16 protein-coding genes are annotated in these 18,807 nt (G+C 70.1%); 14 read left to right on the top strand and 2 right to left on the bottom strand.

Features of this window, described 5'->3' with window-relative positions; genetic code table 11:
• The first annotated feature begins 149 nt into the window (after positions 1 to 149).
• Together Ssi02_RS24480 and Ssi02_RS24485 are read left to right on the top strand one after the other, a co-directional pair.
• Positions 150 to 3,203, top strand: coding sequence for a sacsin N-terminal ATP-binding-like domain-containing protein (locus Ssi02_RS24480; protein WP_204029887.1), 3,054 nt, complete (start codon positions 150 to 152; stop codon positions 3,201 to 3,203).
• 391 nt (positions 3,204 to 3,594) lie between these two features.
• Positions 3,595 to 3,813: a GyrI-like domain-containing protein gene (locus Ssi02_RS24485; protein WP_204029631.1), complete on the top strand. Its 219-nt coding sequence runs from the start codon at positions 3,595 to 3,597 to the stop codon at positions 3,811 to 3,813.
• A 341-nt stretch (positions 3,814 to 4,154) separates the two neighbouring features.
• Here Ssi02_RS24485 and Ssi02_RS24490 read toward each other — a convergent pair whose 3' ends face one another.
• Positions 4,155 to 4,385 (bottom strand): DUF2530 domain-containing protein, encoded by a 231-nt coding sequence (locus Ssi02_RS24490; RefSeq protein WP_239129537.1) that lies wholly within the window; start codon positions 4,383 to 4,385, stop codon positions 4,155 to 4,157.
• Positions 4,386 to 4,761: 376 nt separating this feature from the next.
• Between Ssi02_RS24490 and Ssi02_RS24495 the strand changes: the two genes are divergently transcribed.
• The 3 genes from Ssi02_RS24495 to thpR all read left to right on the top strand — a co-directional run bounded on the left by Ssi02_RS24495 (position 4,762) and on the right by thpR (position 7,365).
• Positions 4,762 to 5,202: a MarR family winged helix-turn-helix transcriptional regulator gene (locus tag Ssi02_RS24495; RefSeq protein WP_239129539.1), complete on the top strand. Its 441-nt coding sequence runs from the start codon at positions 4,762 to 4,764 to the stop codon at positions 5,200 to 5,202.
• A 167-nt stretch (positions 5,203 to 5,369) separates the two neighbouring features.
• Positions 5,370 to 6,839 carry an MFS transporter gene (locus tag Ssi02_RS24500; RefSeq protein ID WP_239129541.1) on the top strand — a complete coding sequence of 490 codons (1,470 nt, stop codon included), beginning with the start codon at positions 5,370 to 5,372 and terminating at the stop codon, positions 6,837 to 6,839.
• Positions 6,793 to 7,365 (top strand): RNA 2',3'-cyclic phosphodiesterase, encoded by a 573-nt coding sequence (gene thpR / locus Ssi02_RS24505; RefSeq protein ID WP_204029637.1) that lies wholly within the window; start codon positions 6,793 to 6,795, stop codon positions 7,363 to 7,365. Before Ssi02_RS24500 ends, thpR begins: the two co-directional genes overlap by 47 nt.
• Before the next feature lie 114 nt (positions 7,366 to 7,479).
• On the opposite strand, the gene Ssi02_RS24510 is transcribed toward thpR, so the two are convergent.
• The gene (locus tag Ssi02_RS24510) at positions 7,480 to 8,448 is read right to left on the bottom strand and encodes an aldo/keto reductase (protein ID WP_204029639.1); all 969 of its coding nucleotides are present in this window, start codon (positions 8,446 to 8,448) and stop codon (positions 7,480 to 7,482) included.
• Between the two features lie 151 nt (positions 8,449 to 8,599).
• Here Ssi02_RS24510 and Ssi02_RS24515 point away from each other — a divergent pair, with 151 nt between their 5' ends.
• The 9 genes from Ssi02_RS24515 to Ssi02_RS24555 all read left to right on the top strand — a co-directional run bounded on the left by Ssi02_RS24515 (position 8,600) and on the right by Ssi02_RS24555 (position 18,674).
• A complete protein-coding gene (locus Ssi02_RS24515; RefSeq protein ID WP_204029641.1) occupies positions 8,600 to 9,664 on the top strand; it encodes a hypothetical protein in 1,065 nt (354 codons plus the stop codon).
• A 649-nt stretch (positions 9,665 to 10,313) separates the two neighbouring features.
• The gene (locus Ssi02_RS24520) at positions 10,314 to 10,631 is read left to right on the top strand and encodes a hypothetical protein (protein WP_204029643.1); all 318 of its coding nucleotides are present in this window, start codon (positions 10,314 to 10,316) and stop codon (positions 10,629 to 10,631) included.
• A complete protein-coding gene (gene lhgD, locus Ssi02_RS24525) occupies positions 10,628 to 11,836 on the top strand; it encodes an L-2-hydroxyglutarate dehydrogenase (RefSeq protein WP_204029645.1) in 1,209 nt (402 codons plus the stop codon). The genes Ssi02_RS24520 and lhgD overlap by 4 nt, the downstream gene beginning before the upstream one ends.
• Positions 11,837 to 11,874: 38 nt before the next feature.
• Positions 11,875 to 12,579, top strand: coding sequence for a response regulator transcription factor (locus Ssi02_RS24530; protein ID WP_204029647.1), 705 nt, complete (start codon positions 11,875 to 11,877; stop codon positions 12,577 to 12,579).
• Positions 12,579 to 14,003 carry a sensor histidine kinase gene (locus Ssi02_RS24535; protein ID WP_204029648.1) on the top strand — a complete coding sequence of 475 codons (1,425 nt, stop codon included), beginning with the start codon at positions 12,579 to 12,581 and terminating at the stop codon, positions 14,001 to 14,003. The genes Ssi02_RS24530 and Ssi02_RS24535 overlap by 1 nt, the downstream gene beginning before the upstream one ends.
• 95 nt (positions 14,004 to 14,098) lie before the next feature.
• Positions 14,099 to 15,388 (top strand): cytochrome P450, encoded by a 1,290-nt coding sequence (locus Ssi02_RS24540; protein ID WP_204029651.1) that lies wholly within the window; start codon positions 14,099 to 14,101, stop codon positions 15,386 to 15,388.
• Positions 15,385 to 16,134: an enoyl-CoA hydratase/isomerase family protein gene (locus tag Ssi02_RS24545; RefSeq protein ID WP_204029653.1), complete on the top strand. Its 750-nt coding sequence runs from the start codon at positions 15,385 to 15,387 to the stop codon at positions 16,132 to 16,134. Before Ssi02_RS24540 ends, Ssi02_RS24545 begins: the two co-directional genes overlap by 4 nt.
• 252 nt (positions 16,135 to 16,386) lie before the next feature.
• Complete coding sequence (locus tag Ssi02_RS24550) at positions 16,387 to 17,079, top strand: response regulator transcription factor (RefSeq protein WP_204029655.1); 693 nt, start codon at positions 16,387 to 16,389, stop codon at positions 17,077 to 17,079.
• Between the two features lie 17 nt (positions 17,080 to 17,096).
• The gene (locus Ssi02_RS24555) at positions 17,097 to 18,674 is read left to right on the top strand and encodes a sensor histidine kinase (protein WP_239129544.1); all 1,578 of its coding nucleotides are present in this window, start codon (positions 17,097 to 17,099) and stop codon (positions 18,672 to 18,674) included.
• The last annotated feature ends 133 nt before the right edge of the window (positions 18,675 to 18,807 follow it).

An 18,807-nucleotide genomic window follows, 5' to 3' on the forward strand; every position in this document is an offset into this window, starting at 1 on the left:
ACGCTTCGGGAGTCCGGATGACCGATATCTCTGGCGCTGATCCCGCTAGCAGTGCCGATTCGAACAGCGCCGCCTTGAGCAGTGCCGATTCGAACAGCGGCGCCGCGAGCGGTGCCACCACCGGCGACGACGCGTTCGGCACCGCGCGGATGCGCGCCGCGGTCCTCGACGCCTGGGTGGCGTCGCCGGCCAGGTTCCGCGAAGACGCCAACGCCGAGGAGGACTTCGCGCTCGGCGGTTACCGCGACCGGCTGATCGTGGAGCTCGCGCAAAACGCCGCCGACGCCGCCCTGCGGGCCGGGGTGCCAGGCCGCCTGCGCCTCGTGCTCAAGGACGGCGTGCTGACCGCTGCCAACACCGGCGCCCCCCTCGACGCCCCCGGCGTCGAAGGGCTCGCGACCCTCCGCGTCTCCGCCAAACGCGACGAGAAGGGCGCGGCCGGCCGCTTCGGCGTCGGCTTCGCCGCCGTGGTGTCGGTCTGCGACGCGCCGCTCATCGCCTCCCGTGCCACCGGCGCGGTGCGCTGGTCGCGCGAGGAGACCACCGCGCTCGTGTCCGGCCTGCCCGCGCTCGCCGCTGCCCTCCGCGAGCGCGCCGGCCACGTGCCCATGCTGCGCCTGCCGTTCGCCGCCCCGCCCGTGGAGATCCCCGAGGGCTTCGACACGATCGTCCGGCTGCCGCTGCGCGACAAGACCGCCGAGGAGAGCGTCCGGCGCATGCTGGACGAGACCGACGCCGCCCTGCCGCTCGGCATGCCGTCGCTCGGCGTGATCGAGATCGAGATCGACGGCGCCGTCCGCACGGTCACCGCCGACAACTGGAAGGTCGTGTCGGCCTCAGGCGAGTTCACCCCCGAGCAGGTGGCCGAGCTGTTCGCCGACCGGCCCACCGAGGAGCGGGCCCGCCCGCACTGGCTCGTGCGCTGGGCCGTGCCCGTCGCCGGCAACGGCGAGCCCCGGCCGCTGCCCGCGGGCGTGCCGCCCGTCGTGCACGCGCCCACCCCGAGCGACGAGCCGCTCGACCTGCCCGTGCTGCTGATCGCGACCCTCCCCATGGCGACCGACCGCAGGCACGCCGCGACCGGCCCCCTGCGGGCCTTCCTCGTCGAGCGCGCCGCCGAGGCCTACCTTGAGCTGCTCACCGAGCTGCCCCGCACCCCCGCCCTGCTGAGCCTCGTGCCCGGCCTCATGGGCAAGGCCGAGCTCGACGCCGAGATCCGCCGCGCCATCCTGCGCAGGTTGCCCGACACGCCGTTGCTGCCCGCCCTGTCGGCCCCCGCCGAGCCCACCGAGGCCGCCCCCGCGGGACCCGACGCCTTCGAGCTGCTCAACGCGCCGGAAAAGGCCGTGCGCCGCGAGGAGACCGACGGCTGGTGGCGGCCCTTCGACGGCGCGGTGGCCGGCCGCCGCGCCGCCTCCGTCGCCGGCTCCGCCGAGCTGCTCGACCTCGTCGCCCCCGTCGTGCCCGGCCTCCTGCCCGCCGACTGGCCGACCCGCCACCCCGCGCTCACCACCCTCGGCGTCAAGAGGGTCGAGCTCGCCGAGGTCATCGAGATGTTGTCCGGCGACGCGGTCGAAAGCCGCGACCCCGCCTGGTGGCGCTCCCTCTACGACGTGTTGCCGGCCGACGACCCCGAGGCCATCGGCGCGCTGCCCGTGCCGCTGGCCGACGGACGTCTCGTGCGCGGCCCCCGCGGCACCCTGGTGATGAAGGAGGGTTCCGCACTCGACCCGGCCGTGCTCGCCCCCCTCGGGCTGCGCGTCGTCCACCCAGGCGCCGCCCACCCGCTGCTGCTGCGCCTCGGCGCCGCCGAGGCCACCCCGCGCACCGTCCTCGACGACCCGCTCACCCGCGCCGCGGTGTCGGAGTCCCTTGAGAGCGGCGACGCCGATCCCGTCGCGCAGGCCGTGCTCGCCCTCGTCGACGCCGCCGGACTCACCGCCGGTGAGGCCCCCTGGCTCGGCGATCTCGCCCTGCGCAGCACCGCCGGCGACCTTTACCCCGCCGCCGAGCTACTCCTCGCCGGCGGCACCCTCGCCGGGCTCGTCGAGGAGGACACCCCGTTCGGCGTGGCCGCCCCCGACCTCGTCGAGCGTTACGGCCCGCGTGTGCTCGCCGCCGCCGGTGTGCTCGACGGCTTCGCCGTCGCCAACGACACCGACGTGCTGCTCGACCCCGACGAGTGCGACCACGGGCTCGACCGGGAGGAGGAGTGGCTCGAAGCAGTGCTCGACACGCTGCCCGACCTGTCCGTGCCGCCCGTCGCGCCCGAGTTCAGCGCCATCCGCGATCTCGAATACGTCGCCGACTGGCCCACCGCCCTCACCCTCCTCACCCGCCCCCCGCTGCGCGCCGCCCTCCACCCGCTGCGCCTCGTCGCCGGCGGCGAGACCGTCGAGGTGCCCTCCTACACCGCGTGGTGGCTCAGCACCCACCCCGTGCTCGGCGGGCGCACTCCCACCGGCCTGCGTGTCCCCGGCGGCGACCCCCTCCTCTTCGGGTTGTACGGCGAAGCCCCCGCAGGCCTCGACCCCGCCGCCCTGGCCCTGATCGGCGTGCGCACCACGCTGGCCGACCTGCTCGCCCAGCGCGGCGGCCCCGAAGAGCTGCTCGACCTCATGGGCGACCCCGACCTGGAGGTCGACCGCGCCCAGCTCCGCTCCCTGTGGATGGCGCTCGCCGGCGTCGACCCCTCCAGGGTCGAGCCCCCCGGCTCCGTGCGCGCCGTCCTGCACGGCGAGATCGTCGTCGCCGACGCCGAGACCGGCGACCCAGGCCCCGTCGTGGTGGAGGCCCCCGACCTGCTTCCCCACGTGGCGGACCGCCCCCTCATCCTGTCGCCCTTCGACCTCGCCGAAGCCCTGTCCGAGCTCCTCGACCTGCCCCTCGCCGGCGAGGTCGTCACCGGCGAGGTCACCTCTACCGGCACCCGCCGCGACGTGCCCCCCGCCGTCCGCTCCCTGCTCCCCACCGCCCCCGCGACCTACATGGCGCACGACCCCCTCCTCGTCGACGGCGCCCCCGCCACGTGGCGCTTCTACGACGGCACCGTGCACTGCTCCGACATCGACGGCCTGGCCCGCGGCCTGGCCTGGGCCTGCGGCCAGTGGGGCGACCGCCTGGCCGTGGCCGCCCTCCTCCGCGACCCCGACGCCGTCCCCCTCCTCCTGGCCGAAGCCGACCTCGACAGCCTGAACGCCTAACCCCGACCCAGCCGCACGAGCGGGGGTCGGCTTCGCTCCGCGCCCGGGGGCGCGGGCATTCCCACCGTCGGTGGGTTCCCCCGCCTCGGGATGGCCCGGGCTGTTCCGTGCCCCTGCCGTGGCGACTCTCCTGGCGGCAGCCGATCTTGGCAGCTCATGCCCCTGCCGCTCGCCTCAGGGCGGCCAGGCGCCGATCAAAGCCGGCCACCCTGGAGCGCGTCATGGCGCACGGCCCGCCGGCCGCTTCCGTCAGGGTGGTCACCGAGCCGGCGCGACGCGTGGCGGTGGTCACGGCGACGGCGGCGGACCCGTCAGACGTCGACGGGCCACCACGGCTGCCGTCGCCGGCCTGCGAGCCGCGCCGCCGGCCGCCGCTTCCGAGCTCATCGGCTTGTTCCCGCTCGGCCTCGGCGAGCCCGTCACCGTCACCGTGGCTCTTGTCAGCGAAGAGCCGGTGGCAGGGGCCACGCTCGACCTGCTGCCCGGCGGCCGGTTCGCCAGTGCCACCCACGTCGGCCCCTACGACCAGATCGGGCTGATCGCGTATGCACTGCTGTCCTGGTGCGCCGAGCGGCACTATCCCGCCTGCGGCCCGATCCGCGAGGTGTAGGTGTCCGACCCGGCGACCACCCCACCCGATCGCCTGATCACCCACCTGATGATTCCCCTGGAGAACAATGACGCCGCAGTTGATCCACTGCGACTCCGTCACCTGCCTCAACGTCACCGGTCTCGGCGAGCCAGGCGGCAGCGAGCACGTCTCGGCCATCGGCGCCCTATATGCCGTGGCCTCCGCCATGGGCGGGGCCGACGGAGGGCCGTTGGTGGGTGGAGGACTCTCGGCCTCCGCTGGAGAAGCCGCGCGATCAGTGGCGGTGGCATCTGCTGCTGCCTCTGCCCGGGTCCCGGCCGCCATATGAGCGGGAGGCCGGGCGTCCCGCTTCGGCTCGGCTAGCGCGGCCCGGCTTGGCGGCGGCGGTCTCGACGGTGGATGTACCACAGGCCGAAGAGGCCGCCGACGATGCCGGCGACGCAGGTCCACACCCACCAGTCCTGTTCCAGGTCGGGCTGGAACACCAGGAGAACCACGAGCGCGATCGCCCACAGGCCCATGCCCGCCAGGATGGCGGCCTTGTCGTTGGTCTTGAGCGGCTCGGGGTCGGGCCTGCGGGGCTGTCTCACGCCGTCCACACTACTTCGCGGGTTGACCTCGGCGGCGACGTCCGGGCAGGTCGCCGCGGATAGGGGGCGGGGGTGTCCAGTGGTGGTCGCAGGCGGTGGGGACGCCATGGCGGCCCCGGGTGGGCGTGCGCCCGGGGTGATCGCGAGGCTCCCGCCGTACGGGCGAGGCGCGGGCTGCCGTGCCGCCGGGCGTGGCCCGGGTGCGGAAGAGGCGGCGGGGAGCAGGTGCCTGGGTAGGTGCCCGGGGGAGACACCGGGGGTGCGGGTGCCTGGATAGGCTCTGGCATCTGCCGTGAAAAGGGGCGATTGGTGGGAATGCCATGGAGCCGTATATAGTTAGCAAAGGTAATGAGACATGCTAACGAACCCTCCCAAGATGAGCCCGGCCGCGAATCTGCGAAGCGACGCCGGGTTGGCTTCCGCGCTACGCGTGACGTTGGCGCGACTGAACAGAAGACTGCGAAGACAGGCGGCGAAGCACTCGCTGACAGCCACACAGCTCGCGACGCTCGCCGCAGTGGAACGGCATTCCGCGATAACCCCCGGCGAATTGGCCGAGCAAGAGAAGGTGCAGCCACCCTCGATCACAAGGGTGATCGCCGCACTGGACGAGCGCGGCCTGATCGCCCGATCCCCCCATCCGACCGACCGGCGGCAAGTGACCGTGAGCGTGACCGAGGCCGGGCTGGCGCTGTTGAAGGAGGAGCGCCGCCGCAAGGAAGCCTGGCTGGCACAACGGTTGAAGGAACTGACTCCCGAGGAGAAGACCGTGTTGCGGCAGGCGGCGCAGATCCTGGAGAAGCTCAGCAAGATCTAGCGGACCCAGAAGAACGCCGCGCGGCCGTGCCGAAGGCGCGGCCGCGGATTCGTCCTGCCGGCGAACGCCCCGATGTGGGGCGCGCCGGATGTGTCGAAGGTGTCGGACGTCGGCCTGGAACGGGAGCGCGGGCCGGATTCGACGGTGGCACGACTGTATTGAGAGATATGAGTGGGGCCACGGTGCTCGCCGGCGACCGCGTCATGCTGGAAGGGCCGGCGATGCCCACCACGGGCCTCGCCTTATGCGACGACCCCGCGCCGCCGCGCGGAGAAACCATCCCCGGCCCCCGTGTCCCGGACACCAAGGGCGATGCCGGCGCGCAAGCCGCGGTCAAGGTCGCGGAGCTGGAGGAGCAGGCCGATGCCGTACCCGTGAAGGGTGGCATGTTCCGCTCCCTCCGGAACCACAACTATCGCCTGTTCGCCAGTGGTGGCGTGGTCTCCAACGTCGGCACCTGGATGCAGCGCACCGCGCAGGACTGGCTGGTGCTGGACCTGACGAACGGCAGTGCCGTGGCGCTTGGGGTGGCGACGGCGTTGCAGTTCATGCCGCAGTTGTTCTTCGGCCTGTGGGGCGGTGTGCTGGCGGACCGCTATGCGAAGCGGCCGGTGATGATCATCGCTCAGACGATCATGGGGCTGCTCGCGCTGACGCTGGGCCTGCTCACAGTGACCGGCACGGCGGAGATCTGGCACGTATACGCGATGGCGTTCGCGCTCGGTGTGGTCGCCTGTGTGGAGGTGCCCACGCGGCAGTCCTTCATCGTGGAGATGGTCGGCAAGCCCGACCTGACCAACGCGATCGCCCTCAACAGTTCGATCTTCAACCTGGCCCGTGTGGTCGGGCCGGCCCTGGCCGGTCTGCTGATCTACGCGCTGGGCGGCACCGGGCCGATCTTCCTGCTCAACGCGGTGTCGTTCGCGGCGGTGATCTCGGGGCTGCTGCTGATGCGCAAGGCGGAGCTGAATCCGTCCGAGCGGGTGCCGAGGGCCAAGGGGCAGCTGCGGGAAGGCCTGCGCTATGTGCTGGACCGGCCCGAACTGCTGATGCCGGTGTTGCTGATCGCCTTCGTGTCGATGTACGCGCAGAGTTTCGGCATGACGATAGCGCTTATGGCCCGCGAGGTCTTCCAGGCCGGGGCGTCGTCGTTCGGTGTGGCCTCCAGCGCGTTCGCGGTCGGGGCGCTCGCGGGGGCGCTGCTGGCGGCGCGCCGGGTGAGACCCACCAAGAAGCTGATCATCGGCGGTGCGGTGATCTTCTCGGTGCTGCAAATGGCGTCGGCGCTCGCCCCCTGGTACCCGCTCTACCTGGCGATGCTGGTGCCGGCCGGCATGGCGCTGATCACCGTGAACACCGCGGCCAACGCCGCCGTGCAACTCGCCACGTCGGCGGAGATGCGCGGCCGGGTAATGGGCATCTACGTGCTCGTGTTCACCGGCGGTGTGCCGGTGGGGGCGGCCGTGCTGGGCTGGCTGGCGGAGTTCGGCGGGCCGCGCGCGGGTGTGATGATTGCGGGAGCGCTCTGCCTGGTCGGTGTCGGCCTTGCGACGACGCTCACCAAGGTGATCACACGCAGGAGGAAGTCACGTGCGGCTGTTCACGGCGTTGCTCCCGCCCCCGGCGGTGCTCGGTGAGGTCGAGCGCGCGCTAGAGCCGCATCGCGACGCCTGGCCGGGCCTGCGCTGGGTGGACCCGGCGACCTGGCACCTCACCCTGACGTTCATGGGTGAGGTGCCGGCCGATGTGCAGCACGATCTGGAGGTACGGCTGGCGCGGGCGGCTTCGCGCCGTCCGCCGATGACGTTGTCCTTCGCCGGGGCGGGGGCCTTCCCGTCCCGGAAGCGGGCGCGGGTGCTCTGGATAGGGGTGTGCGGGCCGAAGCCGGTGCTCAGCCGTCTGGCCGACTCCTCGCAGGCCGCCGCGCGGCGGGCGGGGGCGGCCCACGGCGAGGCCAGGCCGTTCCACCCGCATCTCACGGTGGCCCGGACCCGGACACGAACCGGGGGAGACGACGTGAGGGAGCTGGTCGAGGCGCTGGCGGAGTTCGAGGGGACCGAGTGGCGGGCTGAGGAGATCCACCTCATGCGCAGCCATCTCGGGCCCCGCGTGCGATATGAGTCACTGAGGTCGTGGCCGCTACATGGCCGAAACACCCTCTAATCGGGGCTAGGCTCCAGAACGTGGAACGTCCTCGTCGCTGGATTGTGCCCCTTGTCCTCGGGCTGCTGGTGCTGATCGTGGTGGTCGGTGCCGCTCTGAGCTGATCTCGGGCACCTACCAGGCGTAAGACTCAGGAGCGGTCTGGTAGCCGGGGAAGATCTCGTTGATGCGCATCAACGCCTTGTCGTCCAGCTTGATCTCCAGCGCCTTGAGCGCGCCGTCCAGCTGTGCCATGGTGCGGGGGCCGATGATCGGCGCGGTGACGGCCGGCTGGTGGAGCAGCCAGGCGAGGCTGACGTCGGCGGTGTCCTGCCCGAACTCATCGCAGAACTTCTCATACCGCTCGATCTTGTCGCGGTGCTTCTCCAGCTGCTCCAGGGCGAACCCCGACGCCGAGCGACCCTTGTCGATCTTGCGGAGGATGCCGCCGAGCACGCCGCCCGCGAGCGGGCTCCACGGAATCAGGCCCAGGCCGTAGTGCTCGCAGGCGGGCACGACCTCTAGCTCGGCGGCGCGAACGATCAGGTTGTAGTGGGATTGTTCGGACACCAGGCCGAACGAGCCCCGCCTGCGTGCCGCCTCCTGGGCCTGCGCGATGTGCCAGCCGGCGAAGTTGGACGACCCGACGTAGACGATCTTGCCCTGCTGGCGCAGGACATCCATGGCCTCCCAGAACTCCTCGAAAGGGGTGTTCCTATCGATGTGGTGCGCCTGGTAGATGTCGATGTAGTCGGTCTGCAGCCGCTTCAGCGAGGCATCGCAGGCACGCCGGATGTTGAGCGCGGACAGCAGGTTGTCGTTGGGCCAGTCGCCCATGGATCCGTAGAGTTTGGTGGCGATGACCGTCTTCTCACGCCGGCCGCCGCCTTTGGCGAACCAGCGGCCGATGATCTGCTCGGTGATCCCCTCTCCCTTTTGCCGCCCATAGACGTTGGCGGTGTCAAAGAAGTTGATGCCCACCTCAAGGGCCCGATCCATGATGGCGTGGGAGTCCTCCTCGGAGGTCTCCGGGCCGAAGTTCATGGTCCCGAGGCAGAGTCGGCTGACCGATAGTCCGCTGCGTCCCAGGTTCGCGTAATCCATGGGTTTCAGGGTAGATACCTGGAGTGCGCTCCTGTCGAGCCCCACGCCGTTGCGGAGTGGCAAGATCAAATGCTGGAATGGTCGTCCGCTCTCCAGCGAAGTGATCCTTCCCCTGACGTCACGTTAGCGGTCCACAGGGCATGATGGCCACATGGGGACTCGATCGCGCATCCGAAAACCGCTGGTCACCGGGGCCGCGCTGGCCGCGGTGCTCGCCACTTGGGCGGCGCCGGCCTGGGGTGCGGCGGCCCTTGAGCCGGAGGACGAGGAGGGGCTCGCCTTCAAGATCGCCGACTCGCGGATCGGCGAATCGAGCGGCCTCGCGGTGTCCCTCACCCACGACAACGTGATCTACACCCACAACGACAGCGACGACGGCCCCGTGTTCTACGCCCTCGGCGCCGACGGCCGCACCCGGGCGAGGTTCACCCTCAGCGGCGCGGCGGCCCGCGACTGGGAGGGCATGGCCGCCTCGGTCGACAAGAGCACCGGGCGGGGGGTGCTCTGGTTCGGCGACGTGGGCGACAACTTCAACGGCGCCTGGCCCGACATCTCCATCTACAAGGTCAACGAGCCCACGTCGATGCGCGGGGGCGCTCTGCCCGCCGTGCGCTACCGGTTCCGCTACGAGGACGGGGGGCGCAACGCCGAGGGCATCATGGTCAACCCGCGCACCGGCAGGCTATACGTCGTCAGCAAGGAGTTCGGCGGCTCCATCTACGAGGCGCCGCGCCGCCTGCGCACCGACCGCGTCAACGTGCTCCGCCGCGTCGGCTCGGCGCCCGTCATGGCGACGGACGCGGCCTACGCGCCTGACGGGTCGAGCTTTGTCATCCGCACCTATCTGTCCGCCTCGCTCTATCGGGCGCCCGACGAGCTGATCTCCCGCTTGGACATGCCCGCGGTCAAACAGGCCGAGAGCATCACCTACACCCGCGACGGCACCGCCGTACTCACCGGCACCGAGGGGGCCAAGAGCCCCGTCTACCGCGTGCCCCTGCCGCGGGAGGCCCTGCCCACCCCGACGCCCACACCTAAGCCAGCCGCAGAAGGCGAGAAGAAGCCCGCCAAGGGGCCCGCCGACGTGTCGGCGGCGGGGGCTGAGGACAAGGACGCGGAGGCGGGCGGTGTTCCTGTGGGCACGATCGCCCTGTGGCTGGTCGTCGCGGTCGGAGCCACGGCGGTCATCGCCTTCATCGCCCGCCGCGCGCACTAGACGCGGGCACCGGAGCCGGGTGCTGGAGGCGGGTGCTAAAGGCGGGCACTGGAGTCGGGTGCTAGAGGTGGGCGCTGTGGACGCTGCCGTGAGGTGATCGGGATTCCACCAACAGTTGATCTTTAGATGACCTTTCGTCCCGACGTACTGGACGGCCATATCGAGGGGATTTCCGGTTGTGGCGGCCCTTTGCGTGGAACACACCGGGGTAAGAAGATCGGTAAGTTGGCAGGCGACCCTTCCTAGATGCGGTTAGTAGCGCTAATTTTCCGGCATGCGGCTGTTGGTGCATGGAGCGTCTGTTTTCGTGGGCCCACATGCCGTGGCCAAGTTCTCCACCGACGGCAACGGACCAGCGCAACTCCCTCATGATCACGATAAAGATCGCCCAGCTCCGACATCCATAGAACCCGCCGGTGAAGTGCATGTTCGCACCTGCGGGCCGCCGGGGAATGCGGTGGTGATTGTCCACCCGGGGGGCGTGCTCGGTCCCGGACAGCCTACGCTCAATGCACCGAACGAGGGGTTCAAGGCCGGAGTAAGCCAAGCCTGGCCTATGGTGAAAGGCGGTGTTGGATTGGTTGATATGCGTGATCTGGCGACCGCTCCGTCAAGGTGCGTGGAGCAGGAGAGAGGACCCCGCGGGTTCATGCCGGGCGGACGTTTTCTCCCGTTCCCCGGCTTCCCCGACGACGAGGTCACCGGGCTCACCCGCCGCCGGCGTCGGCCCCCTGGCGTGCTCCCGCACGCTGTCGTCTCCCCGCTCCATCTGCTTAAACGGATCACCGCCATCGAAACCCCACTGACAACGGACGCGGCCGGCCTCACGGTCACGCCGACCTCCGTCCACATCCGTACGCCGCGCGCCGAGCGCCAGGCCGCCCGCCGGAGAGGTGCCGCCACCGTGACCACGCCGCGCCGCCACACGCAGGGAAGACGCCTATACGCGCCGGGAGCGGCGCGATGACCGGGGAGCGGATCGGCGTCGTCGGCGCGGGCATCCTCGGCCTCGCGATCGCCAGGGAGTTCGCCCGTGTCCACGGCGCCGAGGTGACGGTGCTGGACAAGGAGGACCGCGTCGCGGCCCACCAGACCGGCCGCAACAGCGGTGTCGTGCACGCCGGGATCTACTACACCCCGGGTTCGCTCAAGGCCAGGTTGTGCCGTGAGGGCATGGCGATGTTGAAGGCCTACTGCGCCGAGCACGCTCTGCCGTACGACGAGGTGGGCAAACTGGTCGTCGCCGTTGACTCGACCGAGCGCGCGGGGCTGCGGCGGGTCGCGGAGCGGGCGCGGGCCAACGGCGTGCCGGGCATCGCGGTGCTCGACGGGCTCGGGCTGCGGGAGATCGAGCCGCACGCGATCGGGGTGGGAGCGGTGCATTCGCCGCACACCGCGATCACCGATTTCGCGGCGGTCGCCCGCCGCGTCGCCGCCGACGTCGAGGACAACGGGGGTTCGGTACGGCTGTCGCATCCGGTGCGCGCGATCCGGGAGGGTTCGCGTGGTGTGCGGGTGCGGGCGGGTGACGCGGAGTTCACTTTCGACAGGCTTGTCGTGTGCGCGGGGCTGGGCACGGACTCGGTGGCGCGCATGACCGGACGCGCGGGTGACGTGCGTATTGTGCCCTTCAGGGGGGAATTTCATAGACTGCTGGGATCTGCGCGTGATCTCGTAAATGGGTTGATCTACCCGGTTCCAGATCCCCGTTACCCATTCCTCGGAGTGCATCTCACCCGTAGGGTGGACGGCGAGGTGCTGGTCGGGCCCAACGCGGTCATGGCGCTCGCCTACGAAGGCTACTCCTGGGGGCGCGTCGTCCCCTCGGAGTTGCGGGACATCCTGGCCTGGGAGGGCACCCGGCGCATGGCGGTCAAACATTGGCGTACCGGGCTATCCGAGGTTTACGGCTCCCTGGCTAAAAGGGCGTTCCTCGCCGGCGCGCAGCGGTTTGTGCCCGCGCTCTCCAAAGACGACCTCGCCCCGGCAGACGGCGGCGTGCGTGCCCAGGCCGTCGCCAGAGACGGCGGGCTTCTCGATGACTTCTCCATTGATGTGCACGGTGACGTGGTTCTCGTGCGCAACGCGCCGTCCCCTGCGGCGACGTCCAGTCTGGCGATCGCCCGGCATGTGGCGTCCGTCGTCTTGTCGAAGGGCCACGGCACCAATTGACCACCGGAATTCTCCCAGTAGGGGGTGAAGATAGGGACGTGACCGACTCTCCGGAGGCACGACTCCTCATCGTCGAGGATGAGCCCAACATCCTCGAGTTATTGGCCGCGAGCCTCAGATTCGCGGGATTTGACGTTAAAACTGCCGGCACCGGGTTGGAAGCCGTCTCTGCCGTACAACGTCACCGGCCCGACCTTGTTGTGCTGGACGTGATGTTGCCGGACATGGATGGGTTCGATGTTGTTCGCAGATTGAGGGGTGGCGGGACACACACGCCCGTGGTCTTCCTGACCGCGAGAGACGGCACCGAAGACAAGATCCGCGGCCTGACACTGGGCGGCGACGACTATGTGACCAAGCCTTTCAGCCTCGAAGAGGTGATCGCCCGCATCCGGGCGGTGTTGCGGCGCACCGCGGGTGGCCCCTTCACCCCGCCGCCCCGGCTGACGTTCGCCGACATCGAACTCGACGAGGAGAGTCACGAGGCGTGGAGAGGAGGAAGGGCCGTCTCGCTCTCGCCAACCGAGTTCAAGCTATTGCGTTATTTCATGGCCAACGCGGGACGTGTGTTGTCGAAGGCTCAGATCCTCGACCACGTATGGGATTACGACTTCCGAGGTGATGCGGGGATCGTGGAGTCCTACGTCTCCGTGCTCCGCCGCAAGATCGACAACCGTGAGCCCCGGCTTATCCACACCCTGCGCGGTGTCGGCTACGTACTGCGGTTGCCGCCGGGGTCGTGATGCCCACCCGGCTCAGGCGGCTCTCGGTCCGCACACCCCTCAGGATCAAGCTGATCGCCGCCGTGCTGGCCCTGATGGTGACCGGCCTCGCCGCCGTCGGCCTGGGCAGTGTGTCGCTGCTGGACGAGCACCTGATCGACCGGGTGGACACCCGCATCGACGAGGTGGAGAACCGGGTCCTCTGGCGTGTGATCCGCTATCCCAAGAACGACCCCAGCCGTGTCTGGATGCCGCACGACGCGATCGTGCGCGTCACCGACGCCGACGGCAGGACCACGTTCTCCTCGAAGGGCGGGGACGTCTCGGGGCTGCCCGAGCCCAACCTTCAGGGCGTGCCGTACCACGAACCCCAGACGGTCGACTCCATCACAGGCGAGGACCAGTGGCGGGTGAAACTGCAACCGTCCGACGGCGGGGCGGTCATCATGGTGGCCCTGACGATGGCGGATGTCAGCCAGACCACCGGCACCCTCGCGGGTTTCGTCCTGCTCGGCGGCGTCGCGGTGCTGGTGACGCTCGCCTCCGTCGGCATCGTGATCGTACGGCGGAGCCTGCGCCCGCTGTCCGAGATCGAGCGCACGGCGGAGGCCATCGCGGCCGGCGATCTCAGCCGCCGGGTGCCGTTGGGGGAGGGCGACACCGAGGTGGGCCGCCTCGCCCGCGCCATCAACGGCATGTTGTCGCAGATCGAGGCGGCCTTCCTGGCACGCTCGAACTCCGAGTCCGCGGCCAAGCGCTCCGAGGAGCGGATGCGTCAGTTCGTGGCCGACGCCTCCCACGAACTGCGCACCCCGCTCACCTCGATCAGAGGATTCGCGGAGTACTACCGGCAGAACTCCAGCGCCGACGTGGGCGAGCTGATGTATCGCGTCGAGACGCAGGCCGCGCGTATGGGCCTGCTCGTCGACGACCTGCTTCTGCTCGCCCGCCTCGACCAGCAGCGCCCGCTGGAGACCCACCCGGTGGACCTGCTCGCCATCGCGGCCGACTCCATGCACGACGCCCGCCTGCTCGCGCCGGAGCGCGAGGTGTCCCTGGAGGTCATCGGCGAACACGCCATGATCGTCTCAGCGGACGAGACGCGGCTGCGCCAGGTCGTGGGCAACCTCATGGCCAACGCCCTCACCTACACGCCGGGGACGACGCCCATCACCATCCGGGTGGGCGCCGACGAGGAGACTGCCTTCATCGAGGTCGCCGACCAGGGCCCCGGCCTGTCGGCTCAGCAGGCCGAGCGGGTCTTCGAACGTTTCTACCGGGCCGACTCCTCCCGCGCCCGCCGCAACGGCGAGGACGGCGGCAGCGGCCTCGGCCTCGCGATCGTGGCGGCGATCGTCGAGGCCCACGGCGGCTCGGTCGCGCTCAAGACCGCGCCCGGCTCCGGCGCCACGTTCCGGGTCACCTTGCCCCTAGCCATGGAGTAGCCGAAATGGCGCTGAGGCAAAAGAACCTCTCGCCGAGGGTGAAGCCTCGACATTGAGGGGCGGCAAGCCTCCGCGGCTTCGAGATGATCACCGGCATGAACTGCTCGATCTCGATCTGCGAGACAGATGTGTCCGCATTCGGGCCGGACCTTGAGGAGCGCGCGGAGCGTCCCCTGGTGCGGGCCGTGGCGCACGCGCTGGCCCGGCTGCGCTCACCTGCGGGCCGCCACGACCCTTACTCGGTCTACACCCGTTTACGGGAGCTCGGCCCGCTGCTGCCGACCCTGTGGGGCGGGCTGCTCGCGACCGACCACGAAACCTGCGCGCGTGTGCTCAAGGAGCCCGGCTGGCTGGTGACGAGCACGCAATGGAAGGACGGCAACCTGCCGGGCTGGCGGCGCCGGGTCTCCCTCGGTGAGGTGGCCCGCACCATGATGCACCTCGACGGCTCCCCGCACGCCGTGCAGCGCGCCGCGCTCGCCGGGCGCATGACCGCCCGCGCCCTCGCCGACCTGCTGCCAAGGATCCGGCGCGTCGTCGACGAGCGGCTCGACGCGCTCGACGACGAGCTCCGCCGCGAGGGACACGCCGACTTCGCCCGCGTCGTGGCCGACCCGCTGCCGATGGCCGTGGTGTGCATCCTGCTGGGCCTGCCCGTCGCCGACACGGCCCGGCTGGTGGACGCCGCGCGGAGCTACTCCTATGTCCTTGAGCTGTCGCCCACCGCCGGCGAGCTCGACGCGGCCGACTACGCCGCCATCGAGATCTACGACTACATGGTGGACGAGATCGAGCGCCGCCGTGCCGCGCCCAGGGGCGACCTGCTGAGCGAGCTGGTCCGCATGGAGGACGGGCGGGGGCCGGAGGAGCTCGCCTACCTCATCGGCAGCACCCTGCTCGTGTCGGGCTGGAGGACCACCGCCGGAATGCTCAACAGCATGATGCTGGGGCTCGCCCGCCACCCCGAGCAGGCCGAGTGGATCCGTGCCCGGCCCGAGTCGGCCGCCCAGGCCTGCCGCGAGATCCTGCGGTGGGATTCGCCCGTGCAGGTCACCAGCAGGGTGGCCGAGCACGACACGGTCCTCGCCGGACAACCGGTCGCGGCGGGGCAGATGGTCCACACGCTGCTCGGGGCCGCGCAACACGACACACGTGTGGTGCCGAGGCCGGAGCGGCTGGAGTTCGGCCGCCCCTCCGTGCCGCTGCTGGCCTTCGGGCTCGGCCCGCATTACTGCGTGGGTTCGCAGCTCGCTCAGCTTGAGGGGTCGCTGGTGCTGCCCGCGCTGGCCGGACGTTTCCCCGGCCTCAGGGTGGCGGGCACTCCGGTGCGGCCCCGGGGCGTCACCTTCCGGGACGTCACCTCGTTGACGGTGGCGCGCGGATGACCGCCGGCCATCCCCCCGTGATCGGCGTGTGCCGGGAAGGGCCGGTCGCCTATCTCACCCTCAACCAGCCAGAGTCCGGCAACGCGCTCAACTTCCTCCTCCTACACGCTCTGGCGGGGGCTCTGCGCGAGCTGAACGGCGAGGCCGATGTCCGTGTGATCGTGTTGTCCGGCGCGGGGGAGTGCTTCAGCGTGGGCGCCGACGTGCATGAGTTGCACCGCCTGGCCGCCGCGGATCCAAGCGGGCGCGCCGTGCGCGAGGCCGTCGACCTCGGCCGGGAGGTCTGCCAGGCGCTGGCGGCGGCCAAACCCATCACCCTGGCACGTCTGCACGGCAAGGTCGTCGGGGCCGGGCTGGCCCTCGCGGTCCACTGCGATCTGCGTGTGGCGTCCGCAGACACCCACTTCAGGCTGCCCGAGCTCTCCCTCGGCGTCCCGCCCCTCTGGGGCGGCGCCGGGCCCCGGCTCGTCGCCGAGATCGGTGCCTCACGCACCCGTGAGCTGGTCTTCCTCGGCGACGCGATCGACGCTCGCACGGCTTACACCTACGGCCTGCTCAACGGCGTCACCTCGCCGCACACCCTGGAGCAGACGGTCGACCGGTGGGCCCAGCGGCTCAGCCGCAGAAAGGAGGCCGCGGTGCGTCTCACCAAGACCGCGCTGCGCGCCGCGGAGGCGGCCACTCGCCAAGGCGACCTCACTCTTACGGAGAGTGATCTTTTCTACTATGGTCTAAGTGTCAAGTGACGAATGTGAGCTTTACCCCTCCACTCGTAACTGCCGGCAAGTGCCCCAGAGCTCCATGAATCCACAGCAAATAGTCAGCAAGAGCTGAGCTTGGCTCAAGCGCGTTCGGGGATCGTTAACCAACGTGAACCTGACGACCACTTCTGGAGCGACCCCCCTCCGTCGTCCGTCGCGGGTCCGGTGGGTGGCTGCCGACCACCTGGCTGTCGACCACAACGCCGATCGGCACATCGATCGCCGTGGTGCACGCCGGTGAAGGCGGCCGAGGCGCGCCTGCTCGTCGTGGACGACGAGCCCAACATCAGGGAACTGCTCTCCGCCAGCCTGCGCTATAGCGGGTTCGACGTGGTGACCGCGTGTGACGGCCGCGAGGCCGTGCGGCTCGTCGAGAGGATGCAGCCGGACCTGATCGTGCTCGACGTGATGCTCCCGGACCTCGACGGCTTCGCCGTCACCTCCCGATTGCGCTCGGCCGGGCACAGAATGCCGGTTCTCTACCTCACCGCGAGAGACGCCACCGAGGACAAGGTGGCCGGGCTGGCGCTGGGCGACGACTACGTGACCAAGCCCTTCAGCCTGGAGGAGGTGCTGGCGCGCATCCGGGCCGTGCTCCGGCGCACACGCGGGGACCTGGAGCTTCCCGCGAGGCTCCAGATCGCCGATCTGGAGATGGACGAGGAGTCGCACCAGGTGTGGAAGGCCGGGCGGGCTGTACGGCTTTCGCCGACCGAGTTCAAACTCCTCCACTACTTTATGGTTAATTCCGGACGTGTCCTGTCGAAAGCGCAGATACTCGACCACGTGTGGAACTACGACTTCGGCGGCGATGGAGGCGTGGTGGAATCCTACGTTTCCTACCTGCGCCGCAAAATCGATAAAACCGAACCCAGACTTATCCACACATTGCGCGGAGTCGGCTACGTGCTGAGGCCCCCGCGCCAGTGATGGTCGACCCGTGGCCTTTGGATGGAGCGCGACGGTGGATCCAGCGCGCCCCACTCTGGCTGCGGCTCGTCCTCGGCACTTCACTGCTGGTCACGCTGGCCCTCGTCCTGATGGGTGTATCCGCGGTGCAACTGCTCCGCGGATACATGCAAGACCGCATCGACGAGCAGCTCACCAGCATCACCCGGGCGCCGCCCCAACTGGCCGAGGGCTCCCAGCCGCACAGCGACGAGGCGGCGGGAGTCGTCGCCGCGCTCCAAGGGGACGGGGACCTCGGGGCGAGAATGCGCCTGCGGCCCTTTCGCGTCTTCGGCATGGTCTACGCGATCACCGTCCGGCCCGACGGACGGCATCTCCGCGTCATCGTCGCCCCGCCCGACGCCGTCCGCCCGAAACTCCCCCCGCTCACCGCGACCGACGTCGTCAAACGGGGCCCCCAGCCGTTCACCGTGGGCTCCACCACCCCCAACGGCCCCGATTGGCGTGTCGTCGTCGCCCTCGCCAGGAACGGCAACGCCCGCGTGGTCGCGATCAGCATGGGGGAGCAGATCGAGACGGTCCGCCAGCTCGTGCACTTCATCGGGCTCACCGGCCTGGCCGTGGTGATCGTCATGGCGACCGCCTGCTACATGCTGGTACGGCGAAGCCTGCGACCCTTGATCGCGATCAAGCGCAGCACCATGGCCATCGCCGCGGGCGATCTGTCGCGCCGGGTGCCCGTGCCGCCGGGCGGCAGCGAGATCGGCCGCCTCGGAGAGGCCATCAACGACATGCTGGCCCAGCTCGAACGGGCCTTCCTCGACCGGCAGGCGTCGGAGGCCGCCGCGCAGGAGGCGGCCAGGGCCGCCGAGAAGTCGGCCAAGGCGGCGAGCGAGTCGGCCGACTCCGCCAAGGACTCCGAGGATCGCATGCGGAGATTCGTCGCCGACGCCTCTCACGAGCTGCGCACCCCGCTGACCTCGATCCGCGGCTTCGCCGAGCTTTACCGGCATCAGGACGCCGGCCGGGACGTCGAGGCGGCACGCCTGCTGCGCCGCATCGAAGACGAGGCCACCCGCATGGGGCTGCTCGTGGACGATCTACTGCTGCTGGCCCGGCTGGACCGGCAGCGGCCGCTCACCACCGCCCCGGTGGACATGCTCAGCCTGGCGGCGGGAGCCGTACTCGACGCGCGGATCCTCGCCCCCGAGCGCGACGTCGACCTGGTGCGCCTGGACGCCGCCGAGGTGCCGGTGATGGTGTCGGGGGATGAGACACGGCTGAGACAGGTGGTGGGCAACCTGGTGGACAACGCCCTGCGGCACACCCCCAAGGGCACCCCGTTCCAGGTGGGGGTCGGGGTGGAGGGCGACGAGGTCGTGCTTGAAGTGGTCGATCAGGGGCCGGGTTTCGGGGCGCTGGACCCGGAGTGGGTGTTTGAGAGGTTCTATCGAGCGGATCCGTCGCGAACGAGAGGTATGGGGGGTGGGAGCGGTCTCGGTCTGTCCATTGTGGCCGCGTTGGTCAAGGCGCACGGCGGCACGGTGACGGCTGAGAGGGCGCCGGGGGGTGGCGCGTTGTTTCGGGTGCGGCTGCCAGGTGAGCGCTCTCTATGAGGAAATATCGGCGCTTGTGGATTCGTAGGGGACCGATCCACGCCACAGAAGTAAACACGCGTTTCACCAGCTAGGTCGCATGGACCGATCTAGCCACGCTGGGATACGGGAATCACCGTAGTGTTCTCAGGTT

This window comes from Sinosporangium siamense, from assembly GCF_016863435.1.
Taxonomy (GTDB): domain Bacteria; phylum Actinomycetota; class Actinomycetes; order Streptosporangiales; family Streptosporangiaceae; genus Sinosporangium; species Sinosporangium siamense.

Excerpts from the sequence above, each read along its gene's own strand:
- Ssi02_RS24480 (WP_204029887.1), top strand. The coding sequence starts at position 150 with ATGCGCGCCGCGGTCCTCGACGCCTGGGTGGCGTCGCCGGCCAGGTTC.
- Ssi02_RS24520 (WP_204029643.1), top strand. The coding sequence starts at position 10,314 with ATGCCGGGCGGACGTTTTCTCCCGTTCCCCGGCTTCCCCGACGACGAG.
- Ssi02_RS24500 (WP_239129541.1), top strand. The coding sequence starts at position 5,370 with ATGAGTGGGGCCACGGTGCTCGCCGGCGACCGCGTCATGCTGGAAGGG.
- Ssi02_RS24495 (WP_239129539.1), top strand. The coding sequence starts at position 4,762 with ATGAGCCCGGCCGCGAATCTGCGAAGCGACGCCGGGTTGGCTTCCGCG.
- Ssi02_RS24540 (WP_204029651.1), top strand. The coding sequence starts at position 14,099 with ATGAACTGCTCGATCTCGATCTGCGAGACAGATGTGTCCGCATTCGGG.
- lhgD (WP_204029645.1), top strand. The coding sequence starts at position 10,628 with ATGACCGGGGAGCGGATCGGCGTCGTCGGCGCGGGCATCCTCGGCCTC.
- Ssi02_RS24545 (WP_204029653.1), top strand. The coding sequence starts at position 15,385 with ATGACCGCCGGCCATCCCCCCGTGATCGGCGTGTGCCGGGAAGGGCCG.
- Ssi02_RS24510 (WP_204029639.1), bottom strand. The coding sequence starts at position 8,448 with ATGGATTACGCGAACCTGGGACGCAGCGGACTATCGGTCAGCCGACTC.
- Ssi02_RS24535 (WP_204029648.1), top strand. The coding sequence starts at position 12,579 with ATGCCCACCCGGCTCAGGCGGCTCTCGGTCCGCACACCCCTCAGGATC.
- Ssi02_RS24515 (WP_204029641.1), top strand. The coding sequence starts at position 8,600 with ATGGGGACTCGATCGCGCATCCGAAAACCGCTGGTCACCGGGGCCGCG.